A 17329-nucleotide genomic window follows, 5' to 3' on the forward strand; every position below is an offset into this window, starting at 1 on the left:
CGGGGCACACGGAGACGCATCAGCAAATCTTTAGCATGTACGGACGAATCGCAAACTAATCGAAGGGCCGCTAGCTGCGCGCCTCACGAACCAGCCGGGCAGAGACGAGCTTCACGGCGAGAACGAGCACGTCGAGGGCGGCCTCAAGCTCCTCCACTGTGGGGTAGGTGGGTGCGATGCGGATGTTCGTGTCGTGCGGATCCTTGCCGTACGGCCAGGTAGCGCCCGCCGGGGTGAGCTTCACGCCCATCTCTGCGCAGAGGGCGGCAACGCGCTTCGCAGAGCCCTCGGGTCCATCGAACGAGACGAAGTATCCGCCATGGGGATGCGTCCAGGTGGCACAGCCCGTGCCGCCCAATCCCTCCTCGAGCTTGCGCTCGACCGCTGCGAAGCGCGGGCGGAGGAACTCGGCATGCTTGCGCATGTGGGCGCGAACGGCGGCAAGGTCGGGCAAAAAGCGCGTGTGCATGAGCTGGTTGAGCTTGTTCGCGCTGATGAGGCCGACCTTCAACGTCGAGGCGACCTCGGCGACGTTGGCGGGCGACGAGCCGAAGAACGCGACGCCCGCGCCCGGGAAGGTGATCTTGGAGGTCGAGGCAACGCCGAGGATGCGGTCCTCGTTACCCGCTTCGCGCGCATAGTCGAAGATGTTCGCAAGCTCATCGGGCGTATCGGTGAAATCATGCACGGCATAGGCGTTGTCCCACACGATGCGGAAGTCCGGGGCAGCCTGCATGGTGGCGAGCCGGCGCACCGTTTCGTCCGAATAGGTGATGCCGGTAGGGTTCGAGTACTTGGGGACGCAGAACATGCCCTTGATGGAATCGTCTGAAGCGCAGAGGCGTTCCACCTCGTCCATATCCGGACCGTCCTCGGTCATGCGCACCGGGATGTTCTCGATGCCTAGATCGGCGGTGATGCCAAAGTGCCGGTCGTAGCCGGGCGACGGGCACAGGAACTTAACGTGGTCGACCTTGCTCCACGGGGCGTAGCCGGGTACACCCTTCTCCCAATAATGGATGAGGATGGACTGCATGATGTTCAAGCTGGAGGACCCGAGCACGATGGTCTGCTCGGGCGGTACGCCGATGAACTCGCCGGCGAGCCTGCGCGCAGAGGGAATGCCCTCGAAGCAGCCGTAGTTGCTGCAATCGACGCCTTCGTCGGTGAGGTCGGCGCCGCTCGAAATAAGGTCGAGCATGGGGCGCGAGATGTCTACCTGAGCCGGGCTCGGCTTGCCACGCGCCATATCGAGCGCGAGACCGCGCGCCTTTGTCTTCTCCACCTCTGCCTCGAGCTCGGCGATCGCAGCATCGAGCTCCTCGGCCCTCATCTCTTCGTATATCGTCGCCATGTACATCCCCTTCAACGACGAGCGCCCACACCCCTGGGGCGGTGCGCGTAAGCACAATCTTCATAAGTATACCTATGCGGGCGCTCGCAAGGGGCCGAAGTCGCGCTATGCTGTTGGAACGCGACACCGACCCGGCACATGCCGGTTTCCCGGGAGGGATCATGGATTTCGAGCAGTTCCAGGCCGCATCGTACGGCGACCTCCAGCGTCTCGTCGATTCCCTGTTTCTGGGACGGGAGGTAGTCGAGAGGCTCGATGCCATCGTTCAGGCAGAGCTCATGGACCTCGACGCAGACCTCCAGGAGATCGTGGAGCTCGTACCGCCTGGCGCCTATGACCGACAGCGGCTCTGCGACCAGATCAACTCCGCCCTTGCCGCCCATGGCTGGGGCGGTGCCTACGGCACCGTGGAGTAGGAACGAATCCGATCGACGCGGCCCCACTTCACCTGTAGATTCAACGCCTCACAGAAAGGTGCCAGCATGTCCGACATCCAGCGGGAGTATAACGAAGCCATCGATGCCGCCGACGTAGCGCTCGGGCACCTGTACCGCGCCCAGGATCTCCTGGGATCCGCAGGCAACTGGGGGCTGTTCGACATCTTCGCAGGCGGTGCCATCACTTCCTATATCAAGCGCAGCAAAATGCACGAAGCCCAAGGGGAAATCGATGCCGCGCGCGACGCACTGCGCGTCTTCGTGCGCGAGCTGCGCGATGTCGAAGGAGCACCTGGCTTTCAGATCGACACGAGCGGGTTCTTGTCGTTCGCGGACATGTTCTTCGACAACGCGTTTCTGGACATGTATGTCCAGATGCAGATCAACGAGGCGCGCCAGCAGGTCGCTGCGGCCATCCAGCAGGTCGAAGCCGTGCGCGATGCGCTCATCCACAGACGCTAGGCAAATCGAAAGAACGCGATGGGCCGTCACGCGTTCGTCAGCATCCTATAACCACTCGGAATCTGACGTTTAGGATGAAAAGCCCCCGATGGGCACTAGGCGCCACGCACCAAAAGGCCCTAGCGGAAATGCCGCCCCGGTAACAGCTAGCGTTTCTCACGGCAGGCGATGCTCATGTAGGCAAGGCCGACGAGCGCCGCAGATACCGAGCCAGCGAGGATCGCGGTCTTGGCCGCCAGCAGCTCGGCTGGGATCTCCGTGAACGCAAGACCCGCGATGAGGATCGACATCGTGAACCCGATGCCGCCCAGGATGCCGATGCCCATGATGTGCTTCCAGCCCACTCCCTCGGGCAGTTCGGCAAGCCCCAGATGAACCACCAAGAACGTCACCCCGAAGATACCGATCGGCTTGCCCAACAGCATGCCCAGATAGGTGCCCACGGCCACCGGGTCCACCACGAGCGCACCAAGATTGACGCCCACGAGGCGCACCTGCGCGTTCACAAACGCGAACAGCGGCAGGATGAAGAAGTTCACCGGCGTGGAAATATAGTGCTCCAGGCGCTGCATGGGCGGCGTCACGCGGTGCATGACGCGCTCGGCGCCACGCACCGCATGGGTGAAGTCATGCTGGCCCAGGATATGGGCTTCGTCGTCAAAGCGGTCATCGAGTTCCGGAAGGATGGATTCGAGCCAACCCATCAGGCTCCCCGCATCGATATCAGAGAGCGCCGGGATGGTAAACGCTAGGATCACGCCTGCAAGCGTGGCGTGGATGCCGCTCTGATACAGGCAGAACCACAGCACCAAGCCCAAGGCAATATACGGTGCCAGCCGATAATGCCGGCGGCGGTTGAGCATCACGAGCCCGAGCGTGACCACCGCGGCGGCCGCAAGCCACGACAAGCTGGGCGCATGGCCGTAGAAGAGTGCAATCGCCACGATGGCCAGCAGGTCGTCCGCGATGGCAAGCGTGGAGAAGAACACCTTGATGCCCGGCGGCACACGCTTGCCCAACAGAGACAGCACGCCCAGCGCAAAGGCGATATCCGTCGCCATCGGGATGGCCCAGCCATGCAGGGCGCCCCCGCGATTGATGGTGGCGTAGATCACAGCCGGCATGACCACGCCGCCCACGGCTGCGAGCATGGGGAGCATAGCTTGACGGGGTTGGCGAAGCGCGCCCACCGTCATCTCGTACTTGAGCTCAAGGCCTACCAGCAGGAAAAAGATCGCCATGAGGAAGTCATTGACGAACAGCTCGAAGGTCAGGGTGAATTCCCAACCGGCAATGCCGATGGTCACCGGTTGCAGGAACCACTCGTGTAAGGGCTCGTACGCCGCCGTGTTGGCGCACACCACCGCCGCGATGGCGGCAACGATCATCACCGCCGCAGAGACGGTGCCGTTACCGGTGATGCGCTCCAACGCGCTGCGACGCTCCAAGCGGTGCCGTTGCTGCTCGCTGATGAACGGCGCCGGTTGCACCGCATGGCCTTGCACGTTTTCCCGTTCGCTCATCGAACGTCACCCTTTCCCACCAGATAGTCGCCCGCCGCGCTATCGCAGCAGCGAAGCGACGATATATGCCACGTACAGAAACGTGAACGCGATGCCATCCATGCGGCCGACGCGGTTGCGCGGCTTGCGCAGCGCGCAGAGCAGCAACGCCGCGGTGAACGCGATCTGCAGCACGAAATCAACATTGTACGTCGTGTCGTAGGGCACAGCGGAAAACAGCGCGGGCGCGCCGATCACGAGCAGCACGTTCGCCACGTTCGAGCCGATCACGTTGCCCACGGCGATCTCGATATTGCCCTTGAGCGCCGCGACCACCCCCGTCACGAGCTCGGGCAGGCAGGTTCCGAGAGCCACCACCGTGATGCCGATGACCCGCTCGCTCACGCCTAGGCCGCTCGCAACCGCGACGGAATTGTTCACCACGAAGTCCGCGCCGACCTTGAGCAGCGCGATGCTCACCGAGATGATGAGCAGGTCGACCAAGATATTCCGCTGCTTGACCTTCACGTCTGCGAGGTCGAGATCCGGGTGCCCCGCGCCTCCCGCTGCAGGCTCGCTCGAAGCAGCGAGGACCCGCGCATCGGCAGCGGATAGCGGTTCGACATCGCTCATATCCTGGGCGCGCTTGGCGCGCGTCCCCACCACAGCAGAACGCACCATGAACGCTGCAAACAGCGCCAGCATCGCCACGCCCTCGATCAGGCTGATCCTGCCTCCCGTGTTCGCAAACACGAGCAGCAGCGCAACGGACGCGATGCTTGCAGGAATCTCGAAGCGACGCGTGCTGCGCGACAGCGGAATGGGCGAGATAAGCGCAGAGATGCCCAGGATGAGCAGGATGTTTGCCAGGCAGCTCCCCACCACGTTGCCGAACACCATGTCGGCATGGCCGCCCACGCCGGACGTCACGCTCACCACCAGCTCGGGCAATGACGTCCCGACGGCGACTATGGTCAAGCCGATCACGCGGTCCGGCATGCCGAAGCGCGCGGCAATGCTGCTCGCGGAATCCACGAGCTTGTCGGCACCGACCACCAACAGGACGAAGCCGACCAGGATCAGGGCAAATTCAAGCATATAGGGCATGGGAACCTCCAGGCCGCCGCGCTATAGGCGGCGAGAAGAGCGGATAGCAAAGGCACAGGTTGCGGACGCGAGATGGGTCCGGCACATGCGCCGGACGGCCAGTCGTCCCTATGCAACAATCGCCTTGCGCTCACCCGCCTCTGCAGGCATGCGCAGGCACCCGATATGACGCACCGCCATAACTTCAGCCTGCTTCCCGTAATCTGCCAGCCACGGCAAAGCACCGCGTCCGTGGTGGCTTGTGATTTACCTTGGTTCCAAAAAGGGCGAGGCGCCGCCGGGGCACCTCGCCACGCTACTTATCTATATCTTTGCCCAGAACCAAGGCTGCTTGGGGCCTTCGCCGTGCGAATCCACAGCTCCTCCGCGAGTTTCACAGGTGCGAGACGCACCGGGCGACGACGCCGCGACCGTGCACGTTGCCGCGAAACGGCCTGCCGCCCGCTCCCGAGGCCCCTGTTCCCAGCTTGGATGCTCTCGCTTAGTTAGCCGCGAGAATGGGAGCAGCGACCTGCTTCTTGCGGGAGAGCACGCCGGGCATCCACACGCCCTCGGCCACGTCCTCGATGCCGAGGCCCTTCTGCGCGGCGGCCGTGTCGCCCTCCAGCAGCACCTGCGAGCCCTCCTCCATGATGTCGGTCACGCACAGCACGATGCCGTCGGCACCCTTCTCTGCCTGATAGGCGCGCATGGCCTCGCGAATCTCGGGGATCATGCCGAGCGCGCGGCTCTTGTCCACGGTCTCGTACTGGCCGATGAGGAGCTTGGTGCCGGCCACCTCGAAGAGCTTGATGTCGTTGCCCACCATCTGCTCGGGGGTGAAGGAGCCGGAGGGACGGGAGAGGAAGACCTCCATGCCGAACTTGACCGGGTCGACGCCCAGCTGCTCGCCGAGCTTGGCGGCGGTGGCACGGTCGACGTCGGTGGTGGTGGGGCTCTTGAGCATGAGGGTGTCGGTCATCATGGCCGAAAGCAGAAGCTTTGCCTGGGTGTCCGTCGGCTTCTGGCCGAGCACCTCGAAGAGCTTCGCAACGATCGAGCAGCTCGATCCCCAAGGAAGCGCAACGATGTGAAGCGGGGCGGCGGTGGTGAAGTCGCCAAAGCGATGATGATCGACGACGCCGATCACCTGGGCGTTTCCAAGACCGGCAACGGACTGGCCGGGCTCGTTGTGGTCGGTGAGGACCACCTGCTGCGGATCGGCCCCCTCCTCGGCGGGCTCAATGGCATCGAGCAGACGCGGAGCGGGAAGACCCGCCTCGGCGAGCAGCTTCGCGGACTCGGCGGGAAGCGGGCCGAGCGCGCACGCCTCGTACTCGTTGCCAAGGTACTCGACCTGGTTCAACAGCTGGGCGAGCACCACCGCGGACATGATGGCGTCGTTGTCGGGATTCTGGTGTCCGAAGACGAGAACGTGGGACATGGTTTCCTCCATAAATCGATCAGCTGCCGGAAGCACCGGCAAATTGGGGACGACCGGTCCCCTTGGAACACGGTCGCCCCTATCCTAGCACGTCAATGCGCCCGCTCGTGGACGACGTGGAATCCGTCCGAGCAGGAGTTCACTTAGCGCTCCTCGGCGCTCTGCAGCGCCACATAGGCGGCACCGTAGATGCCAGCCTCGTTGCCGAGCGAGGCGATCTCGATGGGCGTATCCTGCGTCACCGGAATCGCATAGCGCCGGTACCCCGCCTCGAGGCGATCGAGGAAAAGATCAGAGGAGTTCGAGGTGCCGCCGCCCAAGATGAAGGCCTCGGGATCGACGACATCGGCGATGAGGGCGAGCGCGCGTCCAAGGTAGTCGCACATCATGTCGATGGCGGCCCAGGCGGCCTCGTCCCCGTCCTTGGCGGCAGCGAATACCGAGCGCGAATCGCTCGGGCCATCGAGCGCGACCGGCTCCCGGCCGCGCTCCTCGCAGGCGGCGCGATAGCTCGTGACGATGCCCGTCGCCGACGCGTACTGCTCCAGATGCCCCTTGCCGCCGCAGCCGCAGGAGCGTTCCTCCTCAGGATTCATGCACAGATGGCCGATTTCTCCGCCGGCGCCCATGACGCCCCCGACTACGTGCCCGTCGATCACGATGCCGCCGCCCACGCCCGTACCGATGGTCACAAAGACGAAGCTGCGGTGGCCGCGAGCGGTGCCGACCCAGAGCTCGCCCATTGCGGCGGCGTTGGCATCGTTCTCGAAGCGTACGGTGGCATTGGGGCAATGGCGCTTGAGTGCGGCCTCGAGCCCGGGTGCGTTGATCTGGATATTGGCCTGCATGCGAATCACGCCGTCCGCAGGCACCGGGCACGGGATGGCGAGGCCTATGCCGCGGACCAGATCGGTCTGCTCGCTCGCCACGTCGAGCAGCTTGCTGATGCCCTCGGTAACCGCAGTGTAGCCCTCAGCGTTGATGAGCGGCGGCGTGGGCACGCTCCCCTGGCCCAAAAGCTCGCCCTCGGCATCGAACAGGCCCATCTTCACCGAGGTTCCACCCACATCGAGTCCAATGTAGAGCTCCTTCTCCGCTGCCATGATGCGCTCCCTCCTCAATGGCGCCCGCGGCGCCATGCCCACACGTATGGATGCATTGTCCCACACGTCCCCGTTTGCGGAAGGCGCGCACCGGCGAGCTGTCCCATGCGCCGGGCAGGCGGCTGATCCATGGGGATATAGGCGTTTTCCTCCAGCGAAGCGGGCGGGCGCGAGCACGTATGCCACAATGAAGCTTCATGCGGTCGGGCACGCCCCCGCCCGCCCGAACGGAAGGCCCCTCTATGAAGAAGATCCTGCTCATCGCGACCGGCGGCACCATCGCCTCGGCAGAAGACGGCAACGGGCTGTCGCCCGCGCTCTCTGGCGCCGAGCTTGCCAGCTACGTTCCCGAGATCGAGGACATCTGCGAACTCGACGTGCTCCAGCTCATGAACATCGATAGCACCAACATGCGGCCGGCGGGATGGCTGCGCATCCGCGATGCCATCGTCCAGCACTACGCCGAATACGATGGCTTTCTGATCTTGCACGGCACCGACACCATGGCCTACACCGCGGCGGCCCTCTCCTACCTCATCCCCGGCAATCCCAAGCCCATCGTGCTCACCGGCTCGCAGCGCCCCATGACGAGCTCCTTCACCGATGCCAAGCTCAACCTCTATCAAGCGCTGCTGTACGCCGCTGACGACCTCTCGCGTGACGTATGCATCGTGTTTGGAGGCGTCGCCATAGCGGGCACGCGCGCCCGCAAGCAGCGTACCGTGAGCACCAATGCCTTCAAAAGCGTGAACTATCCCCCGCTCGCCTACATCCGGGGCGGCAAGATCGTGCGAAGCGACGCCTTCGACCTGATTCCCGGTCTAAAGGCGAGTCTCACCCTCCAGCGCGGAGCCACACCTACCAAGCTTAGGAGCTACGCTACGATCAACGATCGCGTGGCGGTGCTCAAGCTCACCCCGGGCCTGAACCCGCAGCTCTTCTACGCCCTCAAAGATGCTTACGATGCGCTTATCCTCGAGATCTACGGACTTGGAGGCATCCCCGACTACGGAGACGAAGAGCCGTCGTTCAAGCAGGCGATTTTCGATTGGGTGGATTCGGGACGCGCCGTGGTGCTCACCACGCAGGTGCCCGAGGAAGGACTCGACCTTGGCGTCTACGAGGTTGGCCGCACCTATGCCGAGCAACCGGGCATCCTGCACGGTGCCGACATGACCACCGAGGCCATCGTGGCAAAGATGATGTGGGCGCTCGGCCAGACACACGACATGGAGGAGCTCGAGCGGCTGTTCTATCAGCCTGTCAACCACGATCGCGAAGCAAGCCGCTAGGATTCCCGGGCGTTTGGGACCTCAGGATATGAGATCCACCGGCTCGACACCAAGACCGGATGCCAAACGCTCGAGCTGGCGCACGGTGATGTTCGCCTCTCCCGCCTCCACCTTGTCGAGGTAGGGTCGGCTGATTCCTGCCATCAGGCAGAATGCGGTCTTGGAGTGACCCTGCTCCTGGCGCAGGCGCTGCACATTCGCACCGATGATCTGTTCAATCCGCTCGTTCATGGAACAAGCATGCGAAAGTGCGCGTTCGCTTGCGTAAACTATACTTTACGTCAATGCAATGCGCACAGCGTGAAAGGGCGTCCATGATAGACGGGTCGTGTCGCATGCCAGCACCTTCAAACCCGCTTGGAAGCGATCCGGGGCATGCAAAGGCGCCGGAGGCAAGGCTGCGGGAAGCGCATCCGCGCTGGATGATCATCATAGACTTCGACAGCATCGATGGATGCGGTCCTGCTATCAGCTCGACAGAGCTATCGCTTCTGCGCAAGGCCGCAGACGCTCTCGACGCCATCATCGCAATCGCAACCGAGCACACCGGCAAAGATGTTGCCCGCGCATTCGCGCAAGCTCGCAGGGCCGCGCATGACGAAGCGGAAAACGAGCTCGCCGAGCTGGCGTTCGATCTCATGACGCTATCCCAAGACGAGCCTACCGCCCAGCGAACGGCTCCGGCGCTCCTTGCAGAGCTCTGCCGCGCGCATCGCGCTACGTTCTCCTCGACCGTCGCCGTCGCCACACGGCCCCAGGATCTGCCGATCGTCCTGGAAGCAGGAATTGCCTTCGCGCTCGAAGACGCGGGGCCCGCCTGCATGAATGCTGCTGACCTGCGATTCCCCGCTCGCGCCGCAGGAGGTCTCGCAGAGGCGCTTCGAGCGATCCCTGCAGCCTGCGCGGGCACCGCCTCCTAAAACGCCAACGTGAAGCCTGTACCCAGGTACGCGGTGACCAGTATGTAGATCGTGCAGGCGAACAGCAGCAGCTCCGTGAGCACCGCGCTGCGGACATGCCGGAAGTACACGATCTGGGCAACCGCCCCCGAAGCAGGCTCCTGCTCGGCTTGCCGACGGGCGAGGACAACGCTCACGATTCCGAGCAGCGCGGCAACACCCGGCACCAGCAGCAGCTGATAGCGACTGGCAAAGCGCGTCGGGGCGCCATCGGCGCCAAAGGCCATGGGCACCTCGTCGGGCATCTGAGGAATGACGAACAGCGCAATCAGAATCGGCACGATAGCAAGTGCTATCAGCGCAATCGTGAGATACCCGTTCCTCTTACCGTAACGGAACATCGATCGACCACCTTGAATCTGAGGACCCGTCTAGAGATCCTTCCCTATACGTTGAACCGAAAATGGACCACGTCGCCATCGGCCATGACGTAGTCCTTGCCTTCCATGCGCAGCTTACCGGCTTCACGCGCACCGCGCTCGCCACCGAGCTCGATATAGTCTTCGTAGGAGATGACCTCGGCTTTGATGAAGCCGCGCTCGAAATCGGTGTGGATGACGCCCGCGGCCTGGGGAGCCGTCGCGCCCTGGCGAACGGTCCATGCCTTGACCTCCATCTCGCCCGCAGTGAAGAACGACTGCAGGCCGAGCAGCTTGTAGGCGGCCTGAGCAAGGAGCTCGAGGCCCGGGCGCTCGAGGCCGAGCGTCTCCAGGTATTCCGCCGCCTCCTCAGGATCGAGCTCGGAGAGCTCCGCCTCAACCTTGGCGCAGATGGGAATCGGCGCCACGCCATCGATAGGCTCGAGATCCTGACCGAGCATATCCTCGTCCACATTGGCCACGTAGAGGATGGGCTTCATGGTGAGCAGGAAGAGGCCCTTGGCCGCCGAGCGCTCCTCGTCGGTCATCTCCATGGCCGCAGCACGGTTCCCTTCGTTCAACCAGGCGACGAGACGCTGCGCGACCTCGAGCTTGGGCAAGAGCTCCTTATCGCGGCGGGCATCCTTCTCCAGCTTGGGAATCTGCTTCTCGAGCGTCTGGATATCAGCCAGGATGAGCTCGGTCATGATGGTCTCGGCATCGCCTGCGGGGTCCACGAACGCGCCCTCGCGCCCCACCTCGCGCATGACGTTGGGATCCTCGAAGTAGCGCACCACCTCGCAGATGGCGTCGGTCTCGCGGATGTTCGCGAGGAACTGGTTGCCCAGGCCCTCCCCCGCGTTCGCACCCTTGACGAGCCCGGCGATGTCCACGAACTCGACCGTCGCGGGCACGATGCGCCCCGGATGCACGATATCGGCAAGCTTTTGCAAGCGCTCATCAGGCACGTTCACGATGCCCACGTTGGGATCGATGGTCGCAAAGGGATAGTTGGCAGCAAGGCCGCCCTTCTTGGTGAGGGCAGTGAACAGCGTCGACTTGCCCACGTTGGGCAGGCCTACGATACCAATGGAAAGAGCCACGAGCTACTTCCTCTCTAAGACGTACAGTGCGCCACCTATTGTAGGCGAAACGACCTCGGCCGTGGAACCCGAAGGAACCACGGCCGCGTAGAGCGAGATGCGCAGCTGAGCGGACGGTGCACCGGCGCGTAGAGCCCCGAGATCTTCCGCTAGCGAGCGATGCAGTTGTTGTAGGCGGCTGCCATCGCGTTGGTGTTCTTGATGATGATGTACATGCCGATCCACGGGCCCAGACCGCAGAGGATGATGCCGATGATGTACCACATGAGCACCGTGGTGCCGTTCTCCTGGAACTGCAAGCCATAGCGCGGTCCGTTGAAGGCGAGGCGGTTACCGATCTTGTAGACCCACCACAGGTTGTAGATGCCGCAGGTCACGATCGACAGGGCGATGTAGGCGCCAAGCCCCGGGGTGCTGTCACCGTCGCCCGAGCACATGATGTTCATGTCGCGCGCGATGGTGTAGATGAAGTAGAACCCATAGATGCCGCAGGTGATGAACGACAGGATGATATAGACCAGCAAGCTGCGATCCGTCTGAATGTACCCGCCACCGTTGGGTGCGCCCGGCTGGGTGCCAGGCGAATAGATGGCACCGCCCGTTAAGGGCGACCCGTACGTCTGCTGGGCCTGCTGGGCATATGTCGGAGCGGCGCCGCCGACGGGCGCCTGGAGCTTGGCCCCGCACGATGGGCAGAATGCGCTTCCGTCGGGAATCTGCTTCCCACAAGAGCTGCAAAACATGATATCCCCCTTTGGACGAAATCCCGTTCCTTGAGGATATATGGAGGATTTTTGACCGTCAAGAAGACATGAGGTCAGCAACGCGTAAAATTACCGCGCCGCAACGCACGGGCGCGCCACCACAAGCGACACCCGCGCAATGCCCGTGCAAACGCAGCGGCCCGCACGCTTTCGCGGTGCAGCTCATCCGAACAGGCTCATCCATCCCGGAACGCCAATATTCACCACGTCATCGAAGACGCCCGCATCGACCAGGATCGCAGCATCGTGCGGCACAGCCATGCGCCACGCCCACAACGCGATGAACGCGACGATGAGCGCCGCAAGCACCACCTGCGCGGCTCGGTTCGTCTCGAGTGAGGGCACGCACCCCAGCACCAAGACGACGGGGACCGACCAGAACAACGGATGATAGGCCAGCGCGACATCCAAATTGCCCTGAAGGGCCTCGAGCCAAGCGCGCGTCATCCCGCAGCCGGGACACGAAACCCCGGTTACGAACTTGATGGGACACCCCACTCCTACGAGATGGAAGAAGCCGGCCCCCAGTATGACGAGGGCTGCCACGACAAGGATCTCGGGGGTCTGCCCCCTGCGCCCATCGGCCGCACCGCGCTCGCCCATACGGCTAGTCCGCGAGCTTCTCGACCTGGTCCAAGACCGTGCTCAAGCCCTTTTTCGCCTCGGCGGCAAGCTTGCCGGCATCCATGCTCGTCACTGCCTCGATCGTGCCCTGTTTGACCTCCGGATCGGGCAGAACGAGATCGCGCGCGTCGCGCTCCACCATCGTGAGGGCACGGGTCTCGCAGACATCGGCGCACAACCCGCAGCCGACGCAATATGTGGCCTCGAGTGCGAACCTGCCAGAATCGACGAGGTCGCAGGCATGCAGCGGACACGCGTCCACGCAATCGCCGCACATGGTGCACTTTGAGAAATCGCACTCAGGCACCTGCACGTGGATGTTTTCCGCGAGCTCCGGATGGCTTTGGAGCACCGAGAGCAGCAGCTGGCGGTTTTGCGTGAGCATGCGACGACGCTTCTGCGTGGTGCTTCCTGTTGCAGCGTTCAAGGTGCGCTCGATGGCGGAGAGCTTCTTGGTGTGCTCGCGCAAGCGCTGGGCAACCGTGGTCACCGCCGCGGTCGCGGGATTGAGCTTGGATACGGTAAGGCCCGTCGTGCGCATGATCTTATCCATGTACTCTTTACGCTCGAACTCGCGGCGCTTCACGCACGTGAGCGCAGAAGCCTCGACCTCGAGGCCCATGCCGGCACCCAGCCATTCCTCCGCCGTCGCGATCGCATCGCCCAAAAGCTCCTCGCCCTGGGCGTTGCGGCAACCTTCGCAGATATCAAGCGGCAGGTACACGCTCACATTGGGATAGTCCGCCATGACGGCCAGCCAGGTCTCCGGCGTCACCTCGCCGATGCACGCGAGCACCACCTCGTTCTCGCGCGGGACGCGGCGCAACGCGCGGGCGCACGTCACATAGGCCGTCTCATGGGCTGCCGCTGCCGAAGCAACCTGGTCGTAGATACGCCGGGGCTTATGTCCGGTCGTGGTGATGGCCTCCGTGGGGCACACCGGCGCGCACAGGCCGCACTTGCGACAGGTGTCTAGGATATCGATTCCGCCGTCCTCGATGGCGATCGAAGACGCCGGACATATATCGATGCATGCCTTGCAAGAACCCTTCGATGACTTGCACGCCACGCAGCGCAAGGTATTGGCGCGCGGGCGCTCTTTGTAATCAGCAGGGTTCCACTCGACCGCCTCGGGGTCGGTGTTGCCCAAAAAGGCGTCTTTCAAGTCGTTGAATGGTTCGGTAAGGCCGCTCAGGCCTTTGGTGATATCGATGATGTCATCGAACATGTCGCGTTTTTGCTCCGCCATATACGCCCCTCCTGCGCGATGGCCACATATGCGCGCGACAGCGCGCAACTTCGATATTGTACGGCACCGAACGCGCCTCATGCCCGCCCGCACGCCACCATATGGTTCACAGCCAGAAAAACGACGAATCAGAACCGCCTAGAACGCTTTATTCGTCTGGTGCCGCTCCGCAGATGAACGCACCCGATCCTCCGGCGGTCCTCTATGGCGCCAGCATCATGCCGGGCCCTTCGTCAGCGACCGTGCACGTTGAAATCGTCGATATCGATCTGTTGAACGCCCGCGAGGAGCATATCCTGATCAGGGCTGGTACCACCGTTGTCGCGCATGTTATTGAGGTAATCCGTGTAGTTCACGGTTCCGCCCGACTGCAGGTCGACGAGCTCCTCAGCCTCCTCAAGCGTGTAATAGTCCGCCGGATCGGTCGATCCCGAGAGATTGGCGTAGGCGATTCGGTAGGCATAGTTCGGCGCATAGAGGTAGACCATCATCCCGTTGCCCAAATCTCCGGTGGAATCGATTGCTCCGCCGATGTCGGTTCCCACGCCCGCGTCGACAGACACGTATGCCAACGTCGCGAGCTCACGCTCTGGATAGGTAGACGAGTAAATCGTTGCGCTATCGCCGTCGACCTGCACGGTCACGCGGCCCTCCCAATACGATGGGATGTCGAAGGAGAAGGAATCGGCTTGATAAGCGCCCTGTTGTTCACGCGCAGCCTCCTCCTCGCGACGGCGCGCCTCCTCTTCCTCTTGCCGGCGCTGTGCCTCCTGCTCTGCCTCGACCGCCTCATCACGGCGAGCAGTCGCGGCATCGCGAAGCTCTTCGGCTCGCTGCTCGTCATCCACGCCGCCGGCAAGCGCCGCCTCGTACGCATCTTCGATCTGACGATCGGTTACCTCCGCAGCAGGGATGGGGTCAAGGGAGATAGAGCCTTCCATGCTTCCGCTGTCTCCCTCGATCTCGATGGTCGCAGACCCGGCATCGGCGACGTTGTAGATCGTGCCGTCCGCAGCGATGGGCGACGCCGCGACGGTAAGCTCGTAGACGCCGTCGACAAGCTCCATGCCCGAGCCGTCCGTCTCGAGGTAGTAATCTGCAGAGACCTCCTTACCACGGACGTCCTCACCCTCGATATGCACGGGAATCCTCGTTCCCGTGGAGCTATCAAGACCCGCGGCGTCGATCATGAACACGACCGCCGTGGGCGCAGGCGTCCTGATGAAGAAGAACCAGCCCGCCGCTGCAGCGGCGACGAGCACGACGAGTGCCACAAAGACGCCGATCACAACGTTGCGCGTCTTACGCGATGCCTTACGGTGAGGCGCTTCGCCAAACGAGGCGGCCTGCTGTTGCTGGGGCGGGGCATACGTCTGGACAGGACTCCCAGCAGGCGCGGGGTCTGCATAGGATGCCGGACGCGGCATTTGGACGGTCCCGCCGGGAACCGACTGGGGCGAGCCCATGGAGATGGTGGGATCAGCTCCCCCGGCTGCGGGGGCGCCAGCGTCGGAGCGGGATGCAGCTGCGCTCACCGGTGCACCGCATGCAGTGCAAAACCGCGTTCCATCAGAGATTTGGGCGCCGCATTTGGTACAAAACATCGAAGTCCCCCGCTCTCAACGATCGCATGCCATCTCTATTATGCGACATCCCAGCATGAACAGCGCGATGCAACCAGACGGAAACGCAAGCGACTTTCAAGTGACCTTCGGTGCTGAGGCCTTTGGCAACTAAGCCGACAGAATATCCTCCGACATCCCGCCGCCAACTCTTGGCGCTCTCGTGCTACGAAGCGCCCTCTCGCTCGTTTACTTCTTGAAATCCAAAATTATAGCCATTTTCGGATTTATAATCGTAATATAATTCCATTTTTATTTAATATTTTGTATCATTCTTACGATTCGATATTATTTATTACATTTTTTATACGATACCAGTGGTTCTTCTGCATTATTATTACGAACTTGTTTGTCATCACAAGAACAATGCTAGTGAAGAGATCAGATTTCGTACGATACCACTGGTATATGTGCATTATCCGTACGATACCACTGGTTCATTTAAATTGACGCCCTTCATCACAGGTGCCCCGGCGCACACAAAAGCGCACCGGGGCATCATTGTCGATAGGGAGCTACTGAATCCTCGACCCGCCGATTCGACTAATTGCATCGAACAGAATGCGGTGCCGTAACGCCGCCGACACCGCTCAACCTATACGCGCCTATGCGAGATGAGCCTTAATCGTTGCAACGAGATCGTTGGGGGTCTTCTGCGCCATGATGTCAGCGACGGCAGCGTCATCCATGAAGATGCGCATCAGGGCCTGCAGCATCTCGACCTGTCCTCCTTCACGCATAATGCCGAGGTTGATCACGAGTTCAGCGCTCACCTCATCTCCGATACCCCCCATAGGCTGAAACGTGACGGGTTTCACCGGCTTAATGACCGCTATGTAAGCTTTGTTTACGCAGTTGTCCGCATGGGGAATCGCCACGCCAATCGTCGGCGTCTGCAGGCCAGTGGCGTAATTGCGCTCGCGCTCGAGCATAGCATCGAGCCAGTTATCCTTGATGTAGCCCATCGAATCAAGGCGGGCTTGCATTTGACGGAACAGATCCTCGGTATCCACAGCATCGATGTCGACAAACACGAGCTCGGGCTTGAGCAACTCGAGGTCTTCGGTTCCTATCATTTTTCATCTCCTTCTTCCGGTCTATGCCTTGTTACGTGACCCGCACATATCGATCACGTCAAAAATCTTCTCCTTGGCGCGGGCCTGTGCGAACGCGATGATGTCCTGAGTATGACGCTCGATGCCCATCTCGGCGATGGCATCGCGAAGTCCTGCCACATACGTGCAGCGCACGTCGGTGCCCACGTTCACTTTGCGGATGCCGCTGGCAATCGCATGGCGAACATCGGCAGCAGGGATGCCGGAACCGCCGTGCAAGACTAGCGGAGTATTCGGAAGCGCCTCATGCACTTGAACAGCGAGATCAAAGTTGAGCTTTGGAAGCTCCTTGTAGAAGCCATGCTCGCTACCCATTGCAATCGCAAGGGCGTCGACACCCGTCGCTGAGACGAGCTTCACTGCCTCATCGACGCTCGCGTCCCATGACGAGCCCTCGCCGTGGGCGACATGACCCACCTCGGCCTCGACGAACACGCCACGAGCATGCGCGTAGTCGACGACATCCTTGACTATCGCGATGTTTTCGTCGAGCGGCTTATCGGAGGCATCGATCATCACCGAATTGTATCCTGCATCGATCGCCTGCTTACAGAGCTCGGGATCGGGGCAATGGTCACAATGGATGATGAATGGCGTATCCCCCTCTTCCGCCAGGAGATGCGCAATGACAGAAATCTTTTTGAAACCCATCGCGCTTGTGGTCATAGGCGTGCCTGCCGCCATAATCGGCGTTGCCGCCTCGCGACCAGCCTCAGCGATAGCGATCAAATCACCGTAGTCGGAATGATTGATATGCGGGATGGCATAGCCTCCATCGATTGCTTTAGCAAAGATCTCAACGATCTGCTCTCGCGTCGGCATATTCATGGTTACCTCCATTATTGCTAGCAGTT

Annotated in this window: 18 protein-coding genes and 1 pseudogene; 4 read left to right on the top strand and 15 right to left on the bottom strand. The window is 62.1% G+C overall.

The annotated features are described in order from the left end of the window. Window positions 1–70: 70 nt before the first annotated feature. Window positions 71–1354, bottom strand: a complete 1284-nt coding sequence (locus C1717_RS00760) for an aspartate aminotransferase type Ic (RefSeq protein ID WP_102371362.1) — start codon at window positions 1352–1354, stop codon at window positions 71–73. A 161-nt stretch (window positions 1355–1515) separates the two neighbouring features. Here C1717_RS00760 and C1717_RS00765 point away from each other — a divergent pair, with 161 nt between their 5' ends. Together C1717_RS00765 and C1717_RS00770 are read left to right on the top strand one after the other, a co-directional pair. Next, on the top strand, window positions 1516–1770 hold the full coding sequence (locus C1717_RS00765) for a hypothetical protein (protein ID WP_102371747.1): 255 nt from the start codon (window positions 1516–1518) through the stop codon (window positions 1768–1770). Between the two features lie 66 nt (window positions 1771–1836). Further along, entirely contained in the window at window positions 1837–2253 is a 417-nt protein-coding gene (locus tag C1717_RS00770; protein WP_102371363.1) for a hypothetical protein, read from the top strand. A 146-nt stretch (window positions 2254–2399) separates the two neighbouring features. Here C1717_RS00770 and nhaA read toward each other — a convergent pair whose 3' ends face one another. The 4 genes from nhaA to C1717_RS00790 form a co-directional block, all read right to left on the bottom strand. Then, window positions 2400–3776, bottom strand: a complete 1377-nt coding sequence (gene nhaA / locus C1717_RS00775; protein WP_102371364.1) for a Na+/H+ antiporter NhaA — start codon at window positions 3774–3776, stop codon at window positions 2400–2402. Window positions 3777–3815: 39 nt separating this feature from the next. Then, window positions 3816–4862, bottom strand: coding sequence for a calcium/sodium antiporter (locus C1717_RS00780; protein ID WP_245859328.1), 1047 nt, complete (start codon window positions 4860–4862; stop codon window positions 3816–3818). Window positions 4863–5343: 481 nt separating this feature from the next. Then, entirely contained in the window at window positions 5344–6285 is a 942-nt protein-coding gene (locus tag C1717_RS00785; protein WP_102371365.1) for a DHH family phosphoesterase, read from the bottom strand. Between the two features lie 143 nt (window positions 6286–6428). Beyond that, complete coding sequence (locus C1717_RS00790) at window positions 6429–7388, bottom strand: ROK family protein (protein WP_102371366.1); 960 nt, start codon at window positions 7386–7388, stop codon at window positions 6429–6431. 242 nt (window positions 7389–7630) lie between these two features. Between C1717_RS00790 and C1717_RS00795 the strand changes: the two genes are divergently transcribed. Next, on the top strand, window positions 7631–8680 hold the full coding sequence (locus tag C1717_RS00795) for an asparaginase (protein ID WP_102371367.1): 1050 nt from the start codon (window positions 7631–7633) through the stop codon (window positions 8678–8680). 21 nt (window positions 8681–8701) lie between these two features. Here the strand turns inward: C1717_RS00795 and C1717_RS00800 are convergent, their stop codons facing one another. After that, window positions 8702–8911, bottom strand: coding sequence for a helix-turn-helix domain-containing protein (locus C1717_RS00800; RefSeq protein ID WP_102371368.1), 210 nt, complete (start codon window positions 8909–8911; stop codon window positions 8702–8704). A gap of 104 nt (window positions 8912–9015) precedes the next feature. Here C1717_RS00800 and C1717_RS00805 point away from each other — a divergent pair, with 104 nt between their 5' ends. Beyond that, window positions 9016–9600, top strand: a complete 585-nt coding sequence (locus C1717_RS00805) for a hypothetical protein (protein WP_102371369.1) — start codon at window positions 9016–9018, stop codon at window positions 9598–9600. Here the strand turns inward: C1717_RS00805 and C1717_RS00810 are convergent. The 9 genes and pseudogenes from C1717_RS00810 to C1717_RS00845 form a co-directional block, all read right to left on the bottom strand. Then, window positions 9597–9980, bottom strand: coding sequence for a DUF1648 domain-containing protein (locus C1717_RS00810; protein ID WP_102371370.1), 384 nt, complete (start codon window positions 9978–9980; stop codon window positions 9597–9599). The genes C1717_RS00805 and C1717_RS00810 overlap by 4 nt on opposite strands. Before the next feature lie 44 nt (window positions 9981–10024). Continuing rightward, window positions 10025–11101: a redox-regulated ATPase YchF gene (ychF, locus tag C1717_RS00815; RefSeq protein WP_102371371.1), complete on the bottom strand. Its 1077-nt coding sequence runs from the start codon at window positions 11099–11101 to the stop codon at window positions 10025–10027. Window positions 11102–11250: 149 nt separating this feature from the next. Next, window positions 11251–11844, bottom strand: coding sequence for a DUF4234 domain-containing protein (locus tag C1717_RS00820; RefSeq protein WP_102371372.1), 594 nt, complete (start codon window positions 11842–11844; stop codon window positions 11251–11253). Between the two features lie 183 nt (window positions 11845–12027). After that, window positions 12028–12468, bottom strand: coding sequence for a DUF2752 domain-containing protein (locus tag C1717_RS00825; RefSeq protein ID WP_102371373.1), 441 nt, complete (start codon window positions 12466–12468; stop codon window positions 12028–12030). 4 nt (window positions 12469–12472) lie between these two features. Further along, window positions 12473–13738 carry a 4Fe-4S binding protein gene (locus C1717_RS00830; protein ID WP_102371374.1) on the bottom strand — a complete coding sequence of 422 codons (1266 nt, stop codon included), beginning with the start codon at window positions 13736–13738 and terminating at the stop codon, window positions 12473–12475. Between the two features lie 233 nt (window positions 13739–13971). Continuing rightward, window positions 13972–15273: a hypothetical protein gene (locus tag C1717_RS00835; RefSeq protein WP_245859329.1), complete on the bottom strand. Its 1302-nt coding sequence runs from the start codon at window positions 15271–15273 to the stop codon at window positions 13972–13974. A 3-nt stretch (window positions 15274–15276) separates the two neighbouring features. Beyond that, window positions 15277–15342 (bottom strand): annotated as a pseudogene (locus C1717_RS10960) (zinc-ribbon domain-containing protein); the annotation flags it as partial. A 623-nt stretch (window positions 15343–15965) separates the two neighbouring features. Next, the gene (locus C1717_RS00840) at window positions 15966–16436 is read right to left on the bottom strand and encodes a PTS sugar transporter subunit IIA (protein WP_102371376.1); all 471 of its coding nucleotides are present in this window, start codon (window positions 16434–16436) and stop codon (window positions 15966–15968) included. Window positions 16437–16457: 21 nt separating this feature from the next. Continuing rightward, entirely contained in the window at window positions 16458–17303 is an 846-nt protein-coding gene (locus C1717_RS00845; RefSeq protein ID WP_102371377.1) for a class II fructose-bisphosphate aldolase, read from the bottom strand. Between the last annotated feature and the right edge of the window lie 26 nt (window positions 17304–17329).

Source organism: Enorma phocaeensis (assembly GCF_900186505.1).
In the GTDB taxonomy this organism is placed as follows: domain Bacteria; phylum Actinomycetota; class Coriobacteriia; order Coriobacteriales; family Coriobacteriaceae; genus Enorma; species Enorma phocaeensis.